This window comes from Corynebacterium ciconiae DSM 44920, assembly GCF_030440575.1.
In the GTDB taxonomy this organism is placed as follows: Bacteria; Actinomycetota; Actinomycetes; order Mycobacteriales; family Mycobacteriaceae; genus Corynebacterium; species Corynebacterium ciconiae.
Genome location: NZ_CP047189.1, coordinates 642,351 through 663,798, shown reverse-complemented (window position 1 = coordinate 663,798; position 21,448 = coordinate 642,351). Strand labels below are relative to the sequence as shown.

19 protein-coding genes are annotated in these 21,448 nt (G+C 62.4%); 3 read left to right on the top strand and 16 right to left on the bottom strand.

Annotated features, from left to right (window positions below; translation table 11 throughout):
• Window positions 1-51: 51 nt before the first annotated feature.
• From holA to CCICO_RS02830, 12 genes are all read right to left on the bottom strand, one after another.
• Window positions 52-1,014 (bottom strand): DNA polymerase III subunit delta, encoded by a 963-nt coding sequence (gene holA / locus CCICO_RS02885; protein WP_018018964.1) that lies wholly within the window; start codon window positions 1,012-1,014, stop codon window positions 52-54.
• Window positions 1,015-1,262: 248 nt separating this feature from the next.
• Entirely contained in the window at window positions 1,263-2,708 is a 1,446-nt protein-coding gene (locus CCICO_RS02880) for a ComEC/Rec2 family competence protein (protein WP_018018963.1), read from the bottom strand.
• Window positions 2,705-3,388, bottom strand: coding sequence for a ComEA family DNA-binding protein (locus tag CCICO_RS02875; protein ID WP_018018962.1), 684 nt, complete (start codon window positions 3,386-3,388; stop codon window positions 2,705-2,707). The genes CCICO_RS02880 and CCICO_RS02875 overlap by 4 nt, the downstream gene beginning before the upstream one ends.
• Before the next feature lie 65 nt (window positions 3,389-3,453).
• A complete protein-coding gene (locus CCICO_RS02870; protein WP_018018961.1) occupies window positions 3,454-4,275 on the bottom strand; it encodes a DegV family protein in 822 nt (273 codons plus the stop codon).
• Window positions 4,272-4,976, bottom strand: a complete 705-nt coding sequence (locus CCICO_RS02865) for a histidine phosphatase family protein (RefSeq protein WP_018018960.1) — start codon at window positions 4,974-4,976, stop codon at window positions 4,272-4,274. The genes CCICO_RS02870 and CCICO_RS02865 overlap by 4 nt, the downstream gene beginning before the upstream one ends.
• A gap of 4 nt (window positions 4,977-4,980) precedes the next feature.
• A complete protein-coding gene (gene rsfS / locus CCICO_RS02860) occupies window positions 4,981-5,451 on the bottom strand; it encodes a ribosome silencing factor (RefSeq protein WP_018018959.1) in 471 nt (156 codons plus the stop codon).
• A 38-nt stretch (window positions 5,452-5,489) separates the two neighbouring features.
• Window positions 5,490-6,194 carry a nicotinate-nucleotide adenylyltransferase gene (gene nadD / locus CCICO_RS02855; RefSeq protein ID WP_018018958.1) on the bottom strand — a complete coding sequence of 235 codons (705 nt, stop codon included), beginning with the start codon at window positions 6,192-6,194 and terminating at the stop codon, window positions 5,490-5,492.
• Complete coding sequence (locus CCICO_RS02850) at window positions 6,191-7,447, bottom strand: glutamate-5-semialdehyde dehydrogenase (RefSeq protein ID WP_018018957.1); 1,257 nt, start codon at window positions 7,445-7,447, stop codon at window positions 6,191-6,193. The genes nadD and CCICO_RS02850 overlap by 4 nt, the downstream gene beginning before the upstream one ends.
• Window positions 7,448-7,517: 70 nt before the next feature.
• On the bottom strand, window positions 7,518-8,429 hold the full coding sequence (locus tag CCICO_RS02845; RefSeq protein WP_026161317.1) for a D-isomer specific 2-hydroxyacid dehydrogenase family protein: 912 nt from the start codon (window positions 8,427-8,429) through the stop codon (window positions 7,518-7,520).
• 10 nt (window positions 8,430-8,439) lie between these two features.
• Window positions 8,440-9,543 carry a glutamate 5-kinase gene (gene proB, locus CCICO_RS02840; RefSeq protein ID WP_026161316.1) on the bottom strand — a complete coding sequence of 368 codons (1,104 nt, stop codon included), beginning with the start codon at window positions 9,541-9,543 and terminating at the stop codon, window positions 8,440-8,442.
• Between the two features lie 124 nt (window positions 9,544-9,667).
• Window positions 9,668-11,179 carry a GTPase ObgE gene (gene obgE, locus CCICO_RS02835; RefSeq protein ID WP_018018954.1) on the bottom strand — a complete coding sequence of 504 codons (1,512 nt, stop codon included), beginning with the start codon at window positions 11,177-11,179 and terminating at the stop codon, window positions 9,668-9,670.
• A gap of 422 nt (window positions 11,180-11,601) precedes the next feature.
• Window positions 11,602-12,180, bottom strand: coding sequence for a hypothetical protein (locus CCICO_RS02830; protein WP_156809803.1), 579 nt, complete (start codon window positions 12,178-12,180; stop codon window positions 11,602-11,604).
• Window positions 12,181-13,232: 1,052 nt separating this feature from the next.
• Between CCICO_RS02830 and CCICO_RS02825 the strand changes: the two genes are divergently transcribed.
• Complete coding sequence (locus tag CCICO_RS02825) at window positions 13,233-13,487, top strand: hypothetical protein (protein ID WP_156809801.1); 255 nt, start codon at window positions 13,233-13,235, stop codon at window positions 13,485-13,487.
• A 415-nt stretch (window positions 13,488-13,902) separates the two neighbouring features.
• Here CCICO_RS02825 and rpmA read toward each other — a convergent pair whose 3' ends face one another.
• From rpmA to CCICO_RS02810, 3 genes are all read right to left on the bottom strand, one after another.
• Window positions 13,903-14,163 carry a 50S ribosomal protein L27 gene (gene rpmA, locus CCICO_RS02820; RefSeq protein ID WP_018018949.1) on the bottom strand — a complete coding sequence of 87 codons (261 nt, stop codon included), beginning with the start codon at window positions 14,161-14,163 and terminating at the stop codon, window positions 13,903-13,905.
• 30 nt (window positions 14,164-14,193) lie between these two features.
• Window positions 14,194-14,499, bottom strand: a complete 306-nt coding sequence (rplU, locus tag CCICO_RS02815; RefSeq protein WP_018018948.1) for a 50S ribosomal protein L21 — start codon at window positions 14,497-14,499, stop codon at window positions 14,194-14,196.
• 142 nt (window positions 14,500-14,641) lie between these two features.
• Window positions 14,642-17,662 carry an Rne/Rng family ribonuclease gene (locus tag CCICO_RS02810; RefSeq protein WP_018018947.1) on the bottom strand — a complete coding sequence of 1,007 codons (3,021 nt, stop codon included), beginning with the start codon at window positions 17,660-17,662 and terminating at the stop codon, window positions 14,642-14,644.
• A 289-nt stretch (window positions 17,663-17,951) separates the two neighbouring features.
• On the opposite strand from CCICO_RS02810, the gene CCICO_RS02805 reads away from it, so the two are divergent.
• Window positions 17,952-19,475 (top strand): Re/Si-specific NAD(P)(+) transhydrogenase subunit alpha, encoded by a 1,524-nt coding sequence (locus tag CCICO_RS02805; RefSeq protein ID WP_018018946.1) that lies wholly within the window; start codon window positions 17,952-17,954, stop codon window positions 19,473-19,475.
• 3 nt (window positions 19,476-19,478) lie between these two features.
• The gene (locus tag CCICO_RS02800; RefSeq protein WP_018018945.1) at window positions 19,479-20,924 is read left to right on the top strand and encodes an NAD(P)(+) transhydrogenase (Re/Si-specific) subunit beta; all 1,446 of its coding nucleotides are present in this window, start codon (window positions 19,479-19,481) and stop codon (window positions 20,922-20,924) included.
• Window positions 20,925-21,000: 76 nt separating this feature from the next.
• Here CCICO_RS02800 and ndk read toward each other — a convergent pair whose 3' ends face one another.
• Complete coding sequence (ndk, locus tag CCICO_RS02795) at window positions 21,001-21,411, bottom strand: nucleoside-diphosphate kinase (RefSeq protein WP_018018944.1); 411 nt, start codon at window positions 21,409-21,411, stop codon at window positions 21,001-21,003.
• Between the last annotated feature and the right edge of the window lie 37 nt (window positions 21,412-21,448).

Below are 21,448 nucleotides of genomic sequence, written 5' to 3'. Positions count from 1 at the left end.
TGCTCGGCGCGGTTTTTTCTGCGCTGGTGGCTGGGGCGGAACCGGCGGATGCTAGCGGGCGAGTTCCGCGATGCGACGCACGGCGAACTCCACCGCGTAATTGGGTTCTAGGCCTTGGCCTTTTACCGCGGCGTCGAGTTCTGCCACCACGATGACGGCTTCACTGACATTGCGGCTGCTCCAGCGCCGCGCCGCGGCGGCCACCTTCTCTACTTTCCACGGCGGCAGTCCCACCACCCGAGCCAGCTCTTGGCCATTGATTCGACCGCGCACCGAGTACAGCCGCGCAATCGCCCCCACCGAGTTAGCCAAGGCCGCCGAAATCAACACCGGAGATACCCCAAGCTGCAAGGCGCGACGGGTGGAGGCCACCGCTCGTTCCACTCGGCCGGCGCAGGCCAGATCGGCAATATCGAAGCCCGAAACCTCTGCCACGCCGGAGTAGAACGTGCGCACGGCCTGCAGGGTGACATCGCCATCGGTATCGGAGACCAGCTGGCTCACCGCGCTGGCAAGCTCTCGGAGATCCGAGCCAACGCCTTCCAGCACGGCCGTGACCACATCCGGGGTGGGGCGCACCCCGTGGGAGCGGAACTCAGCGTTGACGAAGCCGGGAAGCTCGTGCCGCTTAATCTTGTGCGCCTCGTGCACCGTGGCGATCTTGGCCAGCTTGGTGGCCATCTTTTTCTGCCGACCCCCACCAGAGTGCAGCACGATCAGCGTAATGCCCTCCGCTGGGTCCACCGCCGCCTCTAGCAGCAGCTTCGCGGCCTCCTCCCCCGCCTCGTGTGCGTGGGTGAACACCACCACTCGTTCCTCAGCAAAAAGCGAAGGGCTAAGCAGCTCGATGAGCTCACTGGTGGTGACCTCACCGGCGCGCAGCTTGGTTACCGGCACCGGCTGGCCCGCTTGCTCAGATACGGCGCGAACGACCGCGCGCTGAGCGCGCTCGGCGAGAAACTCCTCCTCGCCCAGAACGAGGTGCAAGGCTGGTACAGACACGCCCTCCATCATGCCACGCGCCGCCACGGGGGAAGCAACAGCGGGCAGAGTAAGGCCCTCAGCAACCTGGGGTTCACCGAGGTGTTGGAATCTCTCAGCAATAGGGCTCATTTGAATCCAGCCCCCTCGCCATAAACGCCATAATCACGCAGCGCACGTAATAGGTGAACATCGACTACCGCGTGGAGCCGTCACTCTCGGCCGCGAATAGCGCAGGGGCTTGAAAAAATGCAGTGCAGCGATGGTGCCTGCATTAGCCTTCACGAGGTCTGAGGCGCGCCTTCCTTCTTACCCACCCCCTTCCGCCGCGGAGGCAGCATCACCAGGAACCAGCAGCAGGCAAGCACCACGCCGATGACGGAGTGGGGGCCGGAGTCGATATCGATGGTGGCCCAAGGCAGGCCTGCATAGAATTCGGCGCAGCGGTGGATCCACCAGGTGCAGGGCTCGATGAGATGTAATAGCAGAGCTGCAAGCGGCTCAGCCCGCACCGCCACCAGCACCACAGCGCACAGCCCCAGAATGGTCACGGGTGCTACTGCAGCGGCCACGGTCACGTTCGCTGCCACCGCCACGAGAGAGACCCGCCCAGCCATGAGGGCAATGAGAGGCATGGTCACGATGTCCGCAGCGATCGCTACGGATAGTGCGCGCGCCACAATGTCTGGGATGGGTAGTCGCGCCAGCCGCGGATAGAGATACGGGTTGAGTGCCACGATCCCCGCCGTGGCTGCACAGGAGAGAGCGAAGCCATAACTGACGGCGAGGTCACTGTCCCACAGCAACAGGCCGATGATGGCCACCGACAGGGTATGCAGCGGTTCGGCACGAGAGGCGGTGAGCACTACCACTAATCCCACCGTTCCCGTCACCGCTGCTCTTTTGACCGAGGGTTCCGGCCCCACCAGCAGCACGAAAGCCACCAGTGCGGATCCCGCAGCTGTGCATTGCAGGCGCGGGCCTGCTCCAACGAGCCGGCACAGCACCACGCAGGCTGTGGTCACCATGGCCACATTCGCCCCAGACACAGCCGAGAGATGGCTAAGACCCGTAGCAAGGTAGGCGGCGGTCTCGTTCTCACTCTGCAGTGAGGTATCACCAAAGACCATGCCGGGGATAAGCCCAGTAGAGCGCTCCCCCACTGTGTGCTGCACGAGGTCAATGAATCGGGCGCGCACGGTATTCGCGCAGTCATGCCACCAACGCGGCTCGGCAATCACCCGCCCATCCTGCAACCGGGCGATAACGGCATTCAGCCCCGCGCGGGTATCGTCGCTGAGCTGCACGCTCGCTTCCACCTGCGCCCCGCGTTCGGGTTGCCAGCGTTCGCAGGAGTGAAAGACGGGCAGATCAGCTGGGTAGCGGCTCAGTCGCAACCGGGTAAGGCAGTTGCGCCCGCCGCTGAGTTCGGCGCTGCTGATAACACGCCCCCTGAGCTCATAGTGCCCGCGCGCATGTGAGACGGGGTGTTGATGGATGAGCACCCGACGTAGCTGAGCGACACCGCCGTGCACCACAGCCAAAACACCGAGCACCACCGCGCTACCCGGCGCACGCCATGCCATCGCTACTGCGATCCCTGCGAGCCCGAGGAGTGGAGCCAGCACCATCCCGTGGTCGGTGGCTACCACTACCCAGGTGACTGCCCATGCCATGCAGGCAAGGGGCACGAGGCGTAGTTCAACGAAGGCGGCTGGGGTGTTCACAACGTGACTGCGTCCTTGAGCGCCTCAAATTTTGCGGGCCCTATTCCTTTGACTTCGCGGAGTTGCTCAATACTCGTAAAAGGGCCGGCGGATTCTCTATGGGCGATGATGGCAGCGGCCGTCTTCTCGCCGACCCCGGGCAGTGCCTCAAGGGCGGTGTTATCCGCGCTGTTGAGCGAGACTTTTCCGCCGGCGGCTGCAGCGGGATCAGCGGGGGCGCCGCCAGCGGCACCGATGGGAGCTGGGGTCTCGCCCGGCCCAGGGATGTAGAGCTGCTGTCCGTCGCTGAGTTTTTGGGCGAGATTGATGGCGGAAAGCTGCGCCTCTGGAAGCGGCGCGGCGTGCCGCAAGGCATCATCGGTGCGTGCCCCCGCGGGCAGATGTTGCAGCCCGGGGTTGGCGACATGTCCGATCACGGCCACCACGATCTCCTCCGGCTCGTCCGCGACAGTCTCATCGTCATACACAGCCACCGACTCCACCGGTGGTGGGGCGGCACCGCGCAGCTGTGGCAGCACACACGCCGCGCCGAGCACAAGCAGGACCACAGCTGCGATGATCCCGTGGCGCGGGGTCAGGCGCAGGCGCGGGTTATCGGGGTAGCGAACGTGGAGCAGGTCTTCTTCGCCGGTGGGGCGGGTAAGGGCGCGCAGGCGATCAAGAGGGGAGGCTGAAGTCATGCCCGCAGGCTAAGGGGTGAGGGAGATGGCGTCGATAAGCGCGCGGGAAGGGCTGTGCAGAACGTTTAGTTATCCACAGCCATGGCGGCGATGATGGCGCTGGGATTGCCGCGAGTGACACTCACCGCTATGGTGCCGGGGCCGGTGTGAGTGGCCAAGGCGGCGCCGAGGGTATCGAGCCGCACTGCGGAGGCAGGATGAATGCGTTCGACAATGTGGGTGGCCAGGGTACGGGCGGATTCACGGGCCTCGTGGTGCAACACAGTCACCACCGCGGGCTCCTCGCAGCAGTAGAGCTCCACCACCTCGGCGAGCTTCGCCAGCGCTTTAGCTTGGGTGCGGGTTTTCGCCGCGATCTCGATGCGGCCTTGCTTGAGGTGCATGAGCGGGCGAATAGCGAGAGTGGCGGAGAACAGCACATTGGCGGCGGAAAGGCGGCCGGATTTGCGCAGGTCATCGATCTTGTGCACATAAAACCACACCTCGGAATGCTCTAGCACCTCCATGGCTGCGTCATAGCAGGCATCGAGCTCAGCGCCCTCGTTCGCTTTAAGCGCCGCGGCCACACATGCACTTCCGATGGTGGGGCCCAGCGATTCGGTGTCGATGACGCGCACCATATTCTCGTCAAACACCCCGGCGGCCGTGACAGCCGCAGACCACGTGGAGGAAATCTCCTTAGACATATGAAGGGCGAGCACACCCTCGTCACCGCCACGCTCCAGCTGGCGGGCATAGGCGGCCACCAGCTCGAGGGCCGAAAGCCCAGCAGTGGTGCTGTCTTTATCGGAGTGGGTGACATGAATATCCACCACCGTGATGCCGAGTTGCTCCGCGAGCTTGTGCGGCAGACAGGCGGTGGAATCGGTGACGATGCGCACCGTCATGGGTTCGTGCCCTCACACACTGTAAGTCCCGGGGTGACGCCAACATTCCACCCCTCGAGATACCACTGCGCATCGGCGATGTTCTCTGGGGTAAAAGACTTCGGCCGAGAGGAGCCGGGGGCATAGTGAGGGCGGGCCTGCAGCTGTGCCCAGCAGGTATTGGACACTGTAGACAGGCGGGAAAACTCCTCCGCCGTGCTGAAGCCCAACAGCGATCCCGTGAGCGCATTAATCGTGCCGCCGTGGGCCACAAACAGAATGGAGGCGTCCTCCCATTCCTCACACTCGGCCATGGCCTGATCCACCACGGCCCGAGCCCGGGCGGCAACCTCGAGGCGGGTTTCTCCGCCGGGCGGTGCCCACGCCACATCATGGCGCCAGCGAGCCCGCGCCCCGGGGGAGGCGGCGTCGATCTCCGCATGCGACTTGCCCTGCCACTCACCGAGGTGGGTTTCGCGCAGCCGCTCGTCGGTGACAAGCGGAACATCCAGCAAGGCCGAGACTTCCCGCGCCGTATCGTGAGCGCGCTGCAAATCCGAGCACACAACGCGCACGAAGTTCAGCCCCGACAGGTAGCGCGCCGCCTGACGGGCCTGAATGACACCCCGCTCGCTGAGTTTCGTGTCCAGCTGACCTTGCATGCGAGCGGTGGCATTGTATTCGGTCTCCCCGTGCCGCAGCAGGACAAGTCGTCGGCCCATGATTCTAGATTTCGTTCTCGGAGGGATCCTCGCCGGCAAGGGGGATCTGATTGATGTCGCTGACCTGGCGGATATCTACCTCATCGCCCCAATCCTCAGGGCGAGTGAGGGTTTCTAGGCCCTCAACATCCACCAGCGGGCAGTCCGCCCACAGGCGATCGAGGCCATAGAACTGGCGCTCAGGGCCGCGGAAGATGTGAACCACAATGTCCTCATAATCCAGCAGCGCCCACCGTCCCTCGCGGGTGCCTTCGCGGCGGGTGGGGTGGTTCCGGCCAGCCTTAGCCAGCTGGTCCTCGACCTCCTCCACGATGGCGTTGACTTGGCGCTCGTTGTCGGCGCTGGCAATCACAAAACACTCGGTAATGGCGAGGCGCTCAGACACATCAATCACGGCGATCTCTTCAGCTAGCTTCTCGCTTGCCGCGAGCGCTGCGATCGATGCGTATTTTTTAGCGGATTCTCGTGCTGTCACTTAATAAAACTCCTTTAAAATTCTTCTTCTACCGTAATCTATTGGCCGCCTTCGGCGTGAGTTTCCGCGCCCGCGCCCTGAGCTGCGGGCATAGCTGCGCCGCGCTGCGCCTCAAAGGATGGCTGCGAGAGGCGATCACGGCCCTCGGGCCGATAGAGCTGTCGCTTGGCTATGTACTGCACCACCCCGTCGGGCACAAGGTACCAAACCGGCCGACCGGCACTGGCGCGGGCGCGACAATCAGTGGAACTAATCGCCATGGCAGGGATCTCCACAATGGAGAGCCGATTGCGATCTACCTCAGGGAGGATGTCTTCTTCTAGCTCATAGCCTGGGCGGCTGACGCCCACAAAGTGCGCGAGGCTAAACATCTCCTCCCAGTCGCGCCAGGTAACGATCTTCGCCAGCGCATCCGCACCGGTGATAAAAAACAACTCCGCCGCTGGGAACTGTGCCCGAAGATCGTGCAGCGTGTCGATGGTATAGGTGCTACCCCCGCGATCTATATCCACCCGAGAAGTAGCGAAACGGGGATTGGAGGCAGTGGCGATGACCGTCATCAGATAACGATCCTCGGCATCAGAGACATCCCGTCCGGCCTTTTGCCAGGGCTCACCGGTGGGCACAAAGAGCACCTGATCCAGTTGGAAGCGGTCGGCTACCTCGCTGGCAGCCACTAGGTGGCCGTGGTGGATCGGGTCAAAGGTGCCGCCCATGATGCCGATGCGTGCGACAGTGCTCACGGCCGGGTGTGTCCTTCCCCGCGCACGATCCACTTGGTGGAGGTCAGCTCCGGCAGGCCAACAGGCCCGCGGGCATGCAGCTTCTGGGTAGAGATGCCGATCTCCGCGCCAAAGCCAAACTGCTCCCCATCGGTGAACGCCGTGGAGGCATTAAGAATCACCGCGGCAGAATCCACTTCGCGGCCGAAGCGTTCCAGCACGCTGCTGTCGGTGGCGGCGATCGCCTCGGTGTGTCCCGAGGAATGAGCGGCGATGTGCTCAATGGCCCCGGCAACTCCCTGCACTTCCACGGCGGTGATGTCCATGGAGAGATACTCGGTGTCGAGATCCTCGGCGGTGGCCGCCACCACCGCATCGTTGAGGTCCACCAGCTTCTCATCGGCGTGGACCGTCACCCCTGCAGCCACCAGTGCATCAATGATGGCGCGGCGGCTGGGGGTGGGCAGGGCGGCGTCGATAAGCACGGTCTCGGTGGCGTTGCACACGCTCACCCTGCGGGTTTTGCCGTTGATCAGCAGCGCGATCGCCTGCTCGAGATCAGCCGAGCCGTCGATATAGAGGTGACAATTGCCGGTGCCCGTTTCGATGGTCGGCACCGTAGCACCGGTGACCACGGCGTTGATCAGACCCGCCCCGCCGCGCGGAATCACCAGATCCACCAGCCCGCGGGCGGTAATCAGTTCGGTGACACTCTCGCGACTATCGCAGGGCAGAAGCTGCGCGGCGGCGCGCGGCAGACTGTGCTCGGCGAGCACATCCTGCAGGATCGCCACAAGGGCGGTGTTCGACTCCACTGCAGACTTAGATCCACGCAGCAGTGCCACGTTGCCGGACTTCAGACACAAACCGAAGGCATCGACAGTCACGTTGGGGCGCGCCTCGTAGACCATGCCAATCACCCCCAAGGGCACGCGCACCTGGCTAAGCACCAGCCCATTCGGCAAGGTGTGGCCGCGAATGATCTCGCCCACCGGATCGGCGAGGCCCGCAACAAGGCGCAGCCCATCCGCGATACCGGTGATGCGCTCAGCGCTCAGCGCCAGTCGGTCAAGCAGCGCCTCGGAGGTCCCGGCGGCACGCTCGCGCTCGAGGTCCCGCTCATTGGCGGCCATAATCTCAGCCGTCCGCTCCTCGAGGGCTGTGGCTGCGGCCAGCAGCACCTCGTTCTTTGCTGGGGAGCGCAACTGCGCGATGGTGGTAGCTGCCTCGCGCGCGGCAAGGGCCAGCTCGATGGTGGGGGTCTCTGCAGTCATAGATCACAACTCTAGCGTGTGCTCATGCTTTACGACGCCATCTCGCAGGCCCATCTCCGCCGCGGTTGGGTTAATAGCCCTGATCCACCGTGACCTCGGTGGGCATGGTCTCCCCTGCCTGATAGGCCTTGACATTCTCCACGATCTGCGGGGCGATAAGCCGGCGAATCGAATCCTTGGTGTTCGCGGTGTGCGGAGTGATCACCACCTGATCCATCTCCCACAGCGGATGTCCGTCCGGCAGCGGCTCCGGCTCGGTGACATCGAGACCAGCGCCGGCGATCTCACCATTGTTCAGGGCCTCGACAAGGGCATCACTATCCACCAGCGGGCCACGACCAACGTTGATCAGCACCGCGTGCTTGGGCATGAGCTTCAGGGTGCGCTCATTAATCAGGTGGTGGGTGTCCTCTGTGAGAGGGGCGGCGAGAATCACCGCATCCGAGGAGGCCAAAACCTCATCGCGATGCTCGGAAGAGTAGGTTTTATCGGCGCCCTCGACGGCGGTGCCGGAATTATTCACCGCGATCACGGTGCAGCCAAAGCCCTTGAGCATCGGCACCAATTCGCGGCCGATACCACCGGCACCAATGATGCTCACCGTGCTATCGCTGAGCCACCGAGTGGCGCTATCCACCTGCTTCTGGCAGCTCCACGACTGCGCCCGCGCCACGGGGGTGTGCTGATGCAGCTGGGCCAACAACAGCGCCACGGCGGACTCCGCCACCGGCCGAGCGAAGGTGCCCGAGCAGTTCGTGTACCGGCGCGATCCGTCGATGGCGCCGTGGTTGAAGTAGGCATCGATACCGGCAAGACCAAACTGCACCCACTTCACAGAGTCGGGCAGATCAGGAAAATCTTCCGCCGAGCCGTTATAGACAAGCAGCTCGGCCTCGGAAAGATCGTCGGTGAGCTCGCCGCCGATGGCTGCCAATTGTTCTTCTACGGTGTCCCAGTGGGTTGGTCCCATTGCATATTTCATGCACCCCACCCTACGCATGTGAGGAATAGCTCGACAGGTAATCCGCATGGATCACCGGCCGCTTCATCCCTTCCGGCAGCTCGTGGGTGTGCTTGCCCACCATCCCGTGCAGAGTCTTGGCATCGTAGGCCACCTCGCCACGGGCGATGGTCGTGCCTTGAGGATTCTGGATCTCCACAATATCGCCAGAGCGGAAATCCCCATCCACCTCAGTAACCCCCACAGGCAACAGCGAGTAGCCACCGCGTTGCACTACTTGGGCTGCGCCTTCATCCACGCGCACCACCCCAGAGACGTCAGCGGCATAGAGCGCCCAAAACTTCCACGCCTTCACACGCCCTTGCTCGGGGTGGAAAACGGTGCCCACCTGGGCGGTGGATAGCGCCGGACCGATATTGTCCGCACTGGCCAGTAGCACAGGGATACCGCCACGCGAGGCCAGACGAGCCGCAGAGACCTTCGAGGCCATGCCGCCGGTGCCGACCCGGCCGCCATCGCCGGCCACCACCCCTGCGAGATCCTCCACCCCGGTGACGTCGGAGACAAACTGGGCGCCGGGTTCGGCAGGGTTGCGATCATAGAGCCCGTCCACATCCGAGAGCAGCACGAGCGCATCGGCGCTGATCAGGTGAGCCACAATCGCCGCCAAACGATCATTATCGCCAAAGCGCAGCTCCGAGGTGGCCACCGTGTCATTTTCATTGATGATGGGCACGCAGCGCAGCTGCCTTAACCGTTCCACGGTCCGTTGAGCGTTGCGGGCACGCGAGCGCTCAGCTGCGTCGGAGGCGGTGAGCAGAACCTGGCCGGTGGTGCGGCCGTAGCGGGCAAAGGAACGGCCCCACTGATACGCCAGATGCACCTGCCCCACCGCGGCGGCTGCCTGTTTAGTGGCGAGGTCATTCGGTCGGCTCTTCAACCCCATCGGCGCCATGCCGGCGGCAACCGCACCGGAGCTAACAATGATCACATCGGTGCCGCGTTCCATGCGAGCCTGGCAGGCATCAACGAAGCGGTTGATTTTCTCCGGCGAGACCGCATAGTTGTCATCCGTTACCGAGGAGCTTCCCAGTTTGACCACGATCTTCTTGGCGCCAGCAATTTCTTCGCGCAGACCAGCGGTCGCCGGCTGTGCCAGGACGGTCTCGGGAATACCCGCTGGCGGGAACTCGGCCGGCGGGGTGTCGTTCAGCTCGTAGGGAGAAGTTGGCAGTGTCGAATTATCGCTCATGCTGGCTTTAGCCCTCCCAACGCTCGCGGGAGGCCTCATCATCACCAAAGTCGAACTCGTCGATCAGGCCGCGGCGGGCCTGGGAGGCGCGCTTACGCTCGGCAGCGGTGGAGCGGGTAGAACGACCAATGCGGGCATCCGTACCGCGGGCGGTAGCGGGAGAACCGCTCTCGCTCACTCCAGCGGTAGTCAGCGGCTCCCACTCGAAGGTGATCTCGCCGATGGTCACTTCGGCCCCCTCGCGGGCGCCCATCTTGTACAGGGCGTCCTCCACGCCCAGCTTGGCCAGACGGTCCGCGAGATAGCCCACCGCTTCGTCGTTTTCAAAGTCCGTTTGCTGAATCCAGCGGCGCGGCTTATCACCCAGCACCTCGTAGCCGCCGGGGTTATTGGGATCAGCAACCACGCGGAAGTCGTCCTTTTTGCGCGCATCCACGGCCACGGGGCGCACCACGGTGCGCTGCTCGGCGGCCTTGGGATGCTTCTTCCGGTGCTCCTTCACCAGCTCCATGAGGCGGTAGCGCACCGCATCCAAACCCTGGTGCGCCACGGCAGAGATGATAAACACCGGCCATCCGAAGGCCTCGCGGAGATCCTCCAATACGAACTCGGCCAGCTCCCGCGCCTCGGGGATATCGGCCTTATTCAAAATGATCACGCGCGGGCGTTCCCGCAGATCGCCTAGGCCGGTGTCATGATCGAGCACCGATTGGTAGGCTGCCAGCTCGTTTTCCAGCGCCTCGATATCTGAGACCGGGTCGCGTCCTGGCTCGATTGTGGCTAGGTCCACCACATGGGCGAGCACGGCAGTACGTTCGATATGGCGCAAAAAGTCCAGACCAAGCCCCTTGCCTTCGGAGGCGCCCGGAATCAGACCCGGCACATCGGCGATGGTGAAGGAATCATTGCCCATGTCCACTACGCCGAGATTGGGCTGCAAGGTGGTGAAGGGGTAATCGCCAATCTTGGGCCGTGCTGCTGAGAGCACCGAAATCAACGAGGATTTACCGGCAGAGGGAAAACCCACCAGCCCCACGTCCGCCATGGACTTCAGTTCCAAGATCAGATCGCGTTGCTCCCCTAGTTCTCCTTTCAGCGCGAAGCCCGGGGCCTTGCGCTGCTTATTAGCCAGCGCCGCGTTACCGAGACCGCCAAAACCACCGGAGGCGGCCACGAAGCGGGTACCTACGGACACCAGATCCGCCAGCACCTCGCCCTCTTCGTTGAGCACAACGGTGCCCGGCGGCACCTCGAGCACGAGGTCCTCACCGCGGGCGCCGTTGCGGTGATCGCCGGCGCCATTGTTGCCGCGGGAGGCCTTCAGGTGGGGGCGATAGTGGAAATCCAGCAGAGTGTGGGCCTGGTCAGAAACTTCAAGAATGATGTCTCCGCCGTGGCCGCCATTGCCACCATCCGGCCCACCGAGAGGCTTGAACTTTTCGCGGTGCACAGAAGCACAGCCGTGCCCGCCGTCACCAGCCTGCAGGTGCAGCACAACGCGGTCTACGAAACGGTTCATGTGGTCCTTTGGATCGAGGAAGCTTTAAGCACCTGATTGTAACTCAAAGCTGCAGCAATCCATACGATCCCCGCTGCGGAGAGTACGGGCGAACTCAGTGGCGACTGCCCCACTGCGAAGGCAAGCCCCATCACAACCAGCGGCACGATAGCCCAGCCGACGCATACTGCGGTACCAGCGGACTTCGTTAAGCGCTCTGCTAGGTCGTGATAAAAAAGCCAATACGAAGCAATGGCGAGCAGCTGCACTATGGTGAGGGCGACAGCGAATGCACGTGGCTCGATATTGTCAGGCTGCCGCACGATAGTGAGGGCTAGGATGACAACAAGGAGAATAGCGCCTGCAATTCCGGCAGTATCACTTCTAGTCCGTTCCACCTGCACCACCGCCATCATATTCTCTACAGCAATCGTAGAAGTGGGTCATACTGGAGGCGAACAGACAGGCGTCAAACGCCCATGGGTTCCAGAACACCCATTTGCAGTGCCGCGATGCACAGTCAGTTTTTTGGCTCGCTCAAGGCAAGCGTTATCCCAGCGAATACACCGAACCTCACGCTTACTTCGCTTGTTGGCCTTATTTTCAACCTTTGAGGAAACCGCGAGTTCGCCGTTGTTATTGAAGATTCGCAGCGCACGATACCTCAGCGTCTGACCATTGGTATCAATCTCTCGAACAAGAAGAACACCATCAACCTCGCTAAACCCCGCTAAGGAGACTATAGTGCGGCCATCTTTCAATGCTGACGACGACCCTAGCTTATTCGAGTAGCGGCCAAAATCTGTCCACTCCGCGCTAATCGCACTGAGCTTTCCAAATTCTGTGTACTCTTTCGAGATTTCGTCGGAACTCAAATCGCTACGAGAAACCTCTGCTCCTTGACAGGTTGAGGCACCTCGACCGGACTCTTCCGCAGCCACAGGCGTCAAACTATCACCTACCACGAGAAGCACCATCGCCTGCATACAGGCAATACTTTTTAGATCGTAGGTTCTTGACATCACGAACCCCCTTCCTACTAGGTTGAAAATAGTGTGTGCTCAGTCTAGTTATATGTTCCTTAGTGAGCTATGTCATAGTTGCGATTGTTATTGAGTCGTTACAACATCTCGCTCGACCTAAGGCCTGCAACGACCGACCTCTTAGCCCCTTGTTTCGCTCACTACGCATAGCTCGGTCTGACAGGCGGCCAGCCCACACTTGCCCAAACCCAACCCCTATCACGTTCTAGCCAGTTCCAGTTCGGAAGGGAACCGTCCTCACAGCACAGCCCTAGGGGCATTCACCCCGCGCTACGCTTAAGTTCCGTTCCCCTCCCTAAAGAAAGTAACTAGTCGCTTGCTCCGGCATGGCTCTATTGCCCTCGCTGTCTATCAACTGATCCGAGGGGGTGGATGCCGCCGGAGGCAGTGGCGCACTCCAAACTGCTCATAGGAACCTGACCCACCCCAATATGCGGTGAGGCCTCTTTGTACCGTGGCTGCCAGCCGCGAGTGACGCCCGACGAACTCCAGTTTCCCAGCAACGAACCCAACCCAACCACGTTCTCCGCTAGGAGATACCCATGACATACGACCACGTCATAAGCGTGGATGCAGGAAAGTGCTCCACCACGCCTGCGTGCTCGACTCGAATGCCACAACGGTTCAATCCAAATGGATCGAACAAAGCGAAGCTGTTCTCACCACATTTTTCACTCAGTACGCCACCACCAGCAATACCCTCGTTGTCGTCGAACTCGGATCAGATGCTGGCAGGCTTCATCAACCAGATGATATCCGCCCAGGCTGACAGTGTTTGCGGCGCTGAATACGCCACCGTGTCACCACAACGATGGTTACCAGAAAGCATCCTAAAGAACGGGCACCAGATCCGAACCAGACCCTGATATCAACCACGATTGAGAAAGAACAGATACACCACCCCACCGTACTTGACCCAAAGGTTTTACCATGGACGCCCCGAGGGGTTCCGATTTGTCCTGCGTGACGACTGGCTCCGGATTATCGCGATGACAGCTGGGCTGTGCAACTTCGCCATGGCGTTGTCGCCGATGACTATTGTGCGTGGGGCGGCACCGTGGAAGCTTGGAATCCTATCGGCCGCAATGGGCATGGCAATGGTGGCGGGCGCTTTCTTTGCGGAGCGTTACGCGGACAGATTCGCCTTCTTCAGTGCCGCGCTCATGGCCTTGAGCAGTCTGGCCGCGGGAGCGATGATCCTGAACTTCACACTTAACTCGCTCGCCCTGAGCTGTGCGGTGTTGCTCTGCACCTTCTTCTTCCTCCCGCTGTTCAACTCAGATTAGGGCGCGTACATGGCCTTAAGCTGCACTGACGAGAATGAAGGCCGCGTCGCTGCGGCCTGTGGCGTGCCCGGCATGGCATTAATGCCCGCTGGCTCCACTGCCGGCGGTTTCCTCTTCGATTCCTATGGGGCAACACCGGGGATGTTGATGTGCGTGGCGGTCTTTATCGTCTCGCTGACTATGGTGGCCACCTCGCGCCATCTCCGTAGACTTCCCCGTTCCGCGGAGATGACTAGGGGCTAAGGCACCCCCTCCGGGCTATCCGCCGCGGCGCTCCTTTGAAGGCTGGCTGCCTACAGCCGACTTCCCCGGAAAGCACTGTGGCGGTACTGGGAGCCCATTGGGGGACAAGATTAAAGCCGCCCGCCTCCCGGAGATGGGAAGCAAGCGGCTTAGATCTTAAGCTCCAGAAGCTTTAGGCAGCTTCGGTCGGAACAATGTTCACCATGCGGCGGTTGCGCTTGGTGATGAACTCGACGGAGCCTGCTGCAAGGGCGAAGAGGGTATCGTCGCCGCCGCGTCCAACGTTCTCACCGGGGTGGAACTTGGTGCCGCGCTGACGGATGAGGATCTCGCCTGCGTTAACCTTCTGGCCGCCGAAGCGCTTCACGCCGAGGCGCTTTGCTTCGGAGTCACGACCGTTGCTGGAGCTGGATGCACCCTTCTTGTGTGCCATGACGGTTTTTCTCCTTTAAGCCTTCTCGGCCTACTTGATGCCGCTAACCTTGATGACGGTCAGGTTCTGACGGTGACCCTGACGCTTCATGTAACGGCTCTTGTTCTTGTACTTCAGGTTGCGGATCTTCGGGCCCTTGACGTGCTCGATAACTTCCGCGGAAACTTCCACCTTGGCAAGCTTATCAGCGTCGGTGGTCACATCGGCGCCGTCGACGAGAAGAACCGGGGTGAGAGCCACGGACGAACCCGGCTCACCCTCGATCTTCTCGACCTTGACGAGGTCACCTTCGGCAACCTTGTACTGCTTGCCGCCGGTCTTGACGATCGCGTACATAGGAGGGCTACCCCTTTTTCTAAAAACTCGGCTCGGGCACTCGAGGCGCCCGATTTAAGGACTTGTTCTTTATCTCATGCTGAACGCACTGCGAACAGCGACTGTCCAAGACTACCTTTATCGCGTATAAAAACACAAACCGCTACTTTTTGTTTGTGCTCCGGCGTGTCGCCCGGCGCCTCCGGCCCTTGCTTGTCGACGCCACCTCGCCGCGCCCAGCATCGCGCTGCGCACTCGACTTCTGCTTGGCGGAAGCAGCCTCGCCAGACGCCTTCTCAGTGCTCTTCGCTGCGGCACTGCCATGGGTGCGCACAGCGCGGCGGCGACCACGGCGACGTCGGGGGGTATCGCTCTGTTCAGGCTTATTCGCCGGCTCGTCCTGCTGTGGCGCGCCCTGCTCTGTCTTCTCGCGAGTATCCGCTACCTCGCCAGAGTGCTGCCCAGCCGAGTCGCGGCCGGACCGGGAGGTGCTGCGGCGCTTTCCGCCCCGACTCCGGCGCGCGGACTGCCGCTGTGGCTTCTCGGAGCTCTCTTGCGCCTCCTCCTCAGCGGGCGCTGCCGCGGAGGACTCCCCACTGCGTGTTCCGAAATCCTCCGGCTTGGGCGCGTGATCGGAGCGGGAGTTGCCGCGGGTCGCACGCTTGCGGCGCGGCGAGCGCTCGAACTCCGCCACGGCCTCTTCATAGGAGGCTGGGGTGTAGTTCGCCCCCGAGGGCTCGTCCGGATCCTCCGCATCGGCGGTACTCACCGCGCTCGCAGCGATGGCCTGCACATCTTCGGCACTGCTATCGGCGCCACGGCGGGAGTCCTTTCGCCCGTCTGCCCGCTCACTGCTGCGCGTGGTGCTACGGCGACGTCCGCGCCGCTGCCGCTTGGCAGGCTTATCATCCCGGCTCGTGTTCTCGGCCTGGGGCTCGCTGCCCTCCGCGTCGGGGCTCAGGGCGATGACGGCGTCGGCAAGCTCCTCGATGCTCTTCTCTGGCTCGTCCTCGCGGTGCATGGCAAGCGCCGCGGGGTGCGAGGCCGGATCGTGGCTGGTGCGCTTCTTCTCCTGCCGGTCCTTCTTCTCGCGCCGCTCGGGCTTCTCGGCCTTGTCGCGGCGGCGAGACTTGTGGGCTGGCTGCTCGCTGTGCTCAACCGGATCGGTGTGGATAATGAGGCCACGACCATCGCAGTGCTCACACTCGGTGGCAAAGGTGTCGAGCAGCCCCGTCCCCAGCTTCTTACGGGTCATCTGCACCAGACCCAGCGAGGTCACCTCGGAAACTTGGTGGCGGGTGCGGTCCCTACCCAACGCTTCCTTGAGGCGACGCAACACGAGATCTTGGTTTTCAGGCAAGACCATATCGATGAAGTCCACCACAATCATCCCGCCGAGATCCCGCAGCCGCATCTGGCGCACGATCTCCTCGGCCGCCTCGAGGTTATTGCGTGTGACGGTTTCCTCGAGATTGCCGCCCTCGCCGGTGAATTTGCCGGTGTTGACATCCACCACGGTCATGGCCTCGGTGCGGTCAATCACCAAGGTGCCGCCGGAGGGCAGCCACACCTTCCGCGACAGCGCCTTCGCCAATTGCTCGTCCACGCGGTAGTGCTCAAAAGCATCGACGCCGCCATGCGCCTCGGCATCGTATTTCTCCACCCGATCCTCGAGATCGGAGGCCACCGAGTGCACATAGGCATGCACGGTATTCCACGCCTTGCGACCATCCACCACGAGGTGGGAGAAGTCTTCGTTGAAGAGGTCCCGGATCACCTTCACCAGCATGTTGGGCTCTTCATACATGGTGACCGGCTTGGCACCCTTAGAGGACTTTTCCTTCTTGGTGCGTTCGTCGATCTGCTCCCATTGGGCGTGTAGCCGCGCCACATCAGCGGCGATCGCCTCTTCACTGACCCCCTCAGCGGCGGTGCGAATAATAGCTCCGCCCTGTTCAGGCACCACGCGCTTGAGAATATCCTTCAGCCGAGCGCGCTCGGGTGCGGGCAGTTTGCGCGAGATTCCCGCAGTGCGACCACCCGGCACGTACACCAGGAAACGCCCCGCGAGCGAGATCTGGGTAGACAGGCGGGCACCCTTGTGCCCGATCGGGTCCTTGACTACCTGCACAAGCACCTGATCCCCGCTTTTCAGCGCGTGCTCAATGGTGCGGCGGCGCCCACCCAAGCCAGCGGCACGCCAGTCCACCTCGCCGGCGTAGAGCACACCATTGCGTCCCTTGCCGATATCAATGAAGGCGGCCTCCATGCTGGGCAGCACGTTTTGCACGCGACCCAAGTAAATATTGCCCACCATCGAGGACTGCGTATCGGAGGTAACGAAGTGCTCCACCAGCATGCCGTCTTCCAGCACGCCAACCTGCGTCACCCGACCGGGGTGATCGGTGCGTTCCTTCTCCCGCACCACCATGGTGCGCTCCACGGATTCGCGGCGGGCCAAAAACTCGGCCTCGCTAACGATCTGGCGCTCATTCTTGCGCGCTTCTCGACGCTCACTTCGCCGGCGCCGCTGCGCCTCGAGACGCGTAGATCCCTTGATGGCTTTGGGCTCATCGATGAGCTCGGGATCGGCCTGTGGTGTAGCGGGCTGAGACTCTTTGCGCGCCTTGTCCTTCTTCGGCTTCTCCTCGCGGGGGGTGTCATCAGCAGTCTTGGCCTCGCGGGACTTCTCACGCCGAGCTGACTTCTTGACGGCGGCGGGGGCCGGCTCCTCCACTGGGGTGTCCTCCACCGCCGGGGCCATAAACAGCGGCATCGGGGCAGCCGCGGACGAGGGATCCTCTGGCGCTGGGGTGATCGCGGGAACAACTTCCTCGAGAAGCTCCTCCGAGGCGTAGCTGGCGAGCTGCTTGTCTACCTTTTCCTCGATCTGGCTGATCTCGTTTTTCACGTTATTTTCCACGCGCTTACGAATCCGCACCTCGGGGGCCTCGTCCCCCGCCTCCGGCGTGTCGGTGTCTGGCTCGCTGCGGAGCGCCTCGAGCAATCTCGAGACCTCATCCTTAGTGAGGGAGGACTGCGCCACCTTCACCAGCCCTATTTTGTCCAGCTCGATGATGAGCTCCTTCGAGCTCATTCCCAGCATCTTCGCCATAGCGAAAACCCTGGTCCGCTCCCCCAGCTGGTCGATATCAAGTTCAGTTGTGTTGGGCTTTTCGGCCACGTTCTACTCCTTTATACGAATCCACGGGGGAGCTCGGCTCGACCGCGCGGGATTCAAATCTGGATGAAAGTTCGGTGTGAAGTTATTGCTTGTCTGAAAATCTCTGCCTCCCATTGTGGCACATCCCCCTAGGCGCTCTGGGTGTTGGACCGGCGCGGCGTTGCAGATCGCGCAAACCGAACTGTTGTGTGGCAGGTAACACAGGCCTCGGGGTAGGGATGCGCCTCACGCCCGCGTTAGTCTAAAGAGACATTCATTAGGTTGCATCAAGGTGAGGAGAACCAGCGTCATGCTGATAGGTATCCCCCAGGAGACCGACCCCGCACAACCCCTCGTCTCTGCCACCCCCGACACCGTAGCCAAGCTCATCAAAAGGGGCTTTGACGTGCAGGTACAGCGCGGCGCAGGTGAAGCCAGTGCGTATCCGGACGAACTGTATGAGCAAGCTGGTGCCCGGCTGGTTGGCCAAGAGGTGTGGCGGGCAGACATCGTCACATGCCTCGACACTCCCGATAGAGAGGCTCTGAACACGCTGCGCACTGGAGCCACGCTCATAGCTCGCATGGACCCCGCTCGGAACGAAGACATACTCACCCATCTGAGCGAACGCGGAATCACCGCGCTGGCCATGGATGCGATTCCTCGCATCTCGCGCGCCCAATCCATGGACGTGTTGTCATCGATGTCCAATATCGCCGGCTACCGCGCTGTCATCGAGGCGGCCACCGCCTTCGGCCGTCTCTTTACCGGTCAAGTCACCGCCGCCGGGAAAATGCCACCGGCCACGGTCTACATCATCGGCGCTGGGGTGGCGGGTCTCGCCGCCATCGGCACCGCACACTCCATGGGCGCGGTCGTGCGCGCCACCGACCTCCGCCCCGAAACGGCCGAGCAGGTGGAGTCCATGGGCGCGGAGTTCGTGCCCATTCCGGCCGAAACGGAAGAATCCACAGATGGCTACGCCACTGAGATGACCACCGATCAGGCCGCGGCCGCAGCAGAGCTCTACGCGCGGGAGGCTGCAGGGGCCGATATCGTGATCACCACCGCCAACATTCCCGGCACTCGGGCCCCGCTGCTGCTCACGCGTCAGAATGTGGAGCGCATGGCCCCAGGCAGTGTGATCGTGGATATGGCCGCGGCGAGTGGTGGCAATTGTGAGCTCACCCGCCCCGGCGAGGTAGTCACCACCGCCGGTGGGGTGACCATCCTCGGTTTCAAGGATCTAGCGGGGCGGCTGCCCACCCAAGCCAGCCAGCTCTATGGTCAAAACATCGTCAATCTGATTGACCTCCTCTGCCCCGACCGCGATGGGCGTTTCGTGATGGATCTTGAGGACGAGATCATCCGCGCCATCACCGTCACCCACGATCACCACATCTATTGGCCCCCTCCGCCGGTGAAGGTCTCGCAGGCTCAGACACCTCCCGAACCGCCCGCGGCACCGGAGGTGGTGGATGAGCCGAAGGTGGCGTCGTCACGCATCTGGTATCTCCTCGGTGCCGCGGCGGCTGTGGCCTTGGTGCTCTCCAGTCCGCTGGCGGTGGCCTCGCACTATATCGTGCTGCTGCTGGCCATCGTGGTGGGTTTCTATGTGATCACAGCGGTGACTCATTCGCTGCACACACCACTGATGAGCGAGACCAATGCCATCTCGGGAATCGTGATCCTCGGGGCCATTGCGCAGGTGGGGTCCACCAATCTACTGGTCTCTGCCTTGTCCTTCGTGGCCATCACCATCGCCTCCATCAATATCTTCGGCGGGTTCAGCGTGACCTCTCGCATGCTCACCATGTTTCGGCAGGAGGGCTAGGCAATGGATAGCGCACAACTTGTCGATCGCATCACTCAACTGGCCTATCTGGCGGCGGCACTGCTCTTCATCCTCGCGCTGGCAGGGCTATCGCGGCAAACAACCGCCGCCCGCGGCAACCGATGTGGTGCTTGTGGCATGGCCATCGCGGTGCTCGCCACCATCGCCCAAGCCATGATGGCCTCCGCCGAGGAGCCCTCCCACTATCGCTCTCCTCTGACGATCCTGATGCTGGTGGCTGTGGCGATGGCACTCGGAGGGATCATCGGCTGGCTACGCGCCGCCAAGGTAGAGATGACGGGCATGCCGGAGCTCATCGCCGCGCTGCACAGTTTCGTCGGGCTCGCCGCGGTACTGATCGGCGTCAATTCCTATATGCACGCCCACGCGGTGCCCCACGAGATGCTGGGCTTTCACTTGGGCGAGGTGAGCGTGGGCATCTTCATTGGTGCTGTCACCTTTACCGGTTCGATCGTGGCCTATCTCAAGCTCTCGGCCCGCATGAAAGGCGCGCCACTCGAACTGCCGGGCCGCAATGCCATCAACCTCGGCCTGCTTGTGCTGGCGCTCGCCGCGGTGGTGGTGTTCGTGCGTATCGGCGAGTCACATTCGGTGTGGGCGTGGCTGGCGCTGCTGGCCGTGACCGTGCTGGCGCTACTGCTCGGCCTGCACCTAGTAGCGGCTATCGGCGGCGGGGATATGCCCGTGGTGGTCTCGATGCTCAACTCCTACTCCGGCTGGGCTGCGGCGGCAGCCGGCTTCATGCTGAGCAATGACCTTCTCATTATCGTCGGCGCGCTCGTGGGCTCCTCTGGCGCCTACCTGTCCTACATCATGTGCAAGGCGATGAACCGCTCCTTCCTCTCGGTGATACTCGGCGGTTTCGGCACAGACAGCGCCACCCCAGGCGCTGCCGGTGATGTGGGCACCCACACCGAAACCACCCCCGAGGAGGTGGCTCGTCGGCTCGCCGCCGCCCGCCGCGTGATGATCACCCCCGGCTATGGCATGGCGGTGGCCCAGGCCCAACATCCGGTGGCTGCGCTGTGCGCCGCGCTACGTGAACGCGGGGTGGACGTGCGCTTCGGCATTCATCCTGTTGCCGGTCGCTTGCCTGGGCACATGAACGTGCTTCTAGCCGAAGCCACAGTGCCCTACGACATTGTGCTGGACATGGACGAGGTGAACGAGGACTTCGCAGACACAGACGTGGTCTTGGTCATCGGCGCCAATGACACCGTGAATCCGATCGCCTATGAGCCTGGCTCCCCCATCGCCGGTATGCCCGTGCTCAAGGTGTGGGAGGCAGCGCACGTGGTGGTATTCAAACGCTCTATGGGCGCCGGCTATGCCGGGGTGGCTAACCCGCTGTTCTATAAGGACAACGCGGACATGCTGCTCGGCGATGCCCGAGCCTCCGTAGAGGCGATACGTGCCGCCTTGGACTAGTGCGGCACCACCATAAGACACAAGCACTCCCCGCCGAGCGGCGGGGAGTGCTTGTGCGTGCATACGCGGGGTGTCTTTAAAGGTTCGGGAACCAGATGGAGATCTCACGCTCGGCGGATTCTGCGGAATCCGAACCGTGCACCACGTTCTCGGCAACCTCCAAGGCAAAGTCACCACGGATGGAGCCCGGGGCGGCCTTGGACACCGGGTCGGTGCCGCCGGCCAGCTGGCGCCACGCCTCGATGGCGCGGGGGCCTTCCACCACGCCGGCAATCAGCGGCGCGGAGGTGATGAAGTCCACCAGCTCGCCGAAGAAAGGCTTATCGGAGTGCTCTGCGTAGTGCTTCTCAGCGGTCTCCTTATCGGCGACGCGCAGATCCAGGGCAGCAAACTTCAGGCCCTTGCGCTCGATACGGGCGAGAATCTCGCCCACCAGTCCACGGTTGACACCGTCGGGCTTAATCAAAATGAGTGTACGTTCAGTCATGGTGTCTTACTCTAATGCACCACGCTACGGCGCGCGC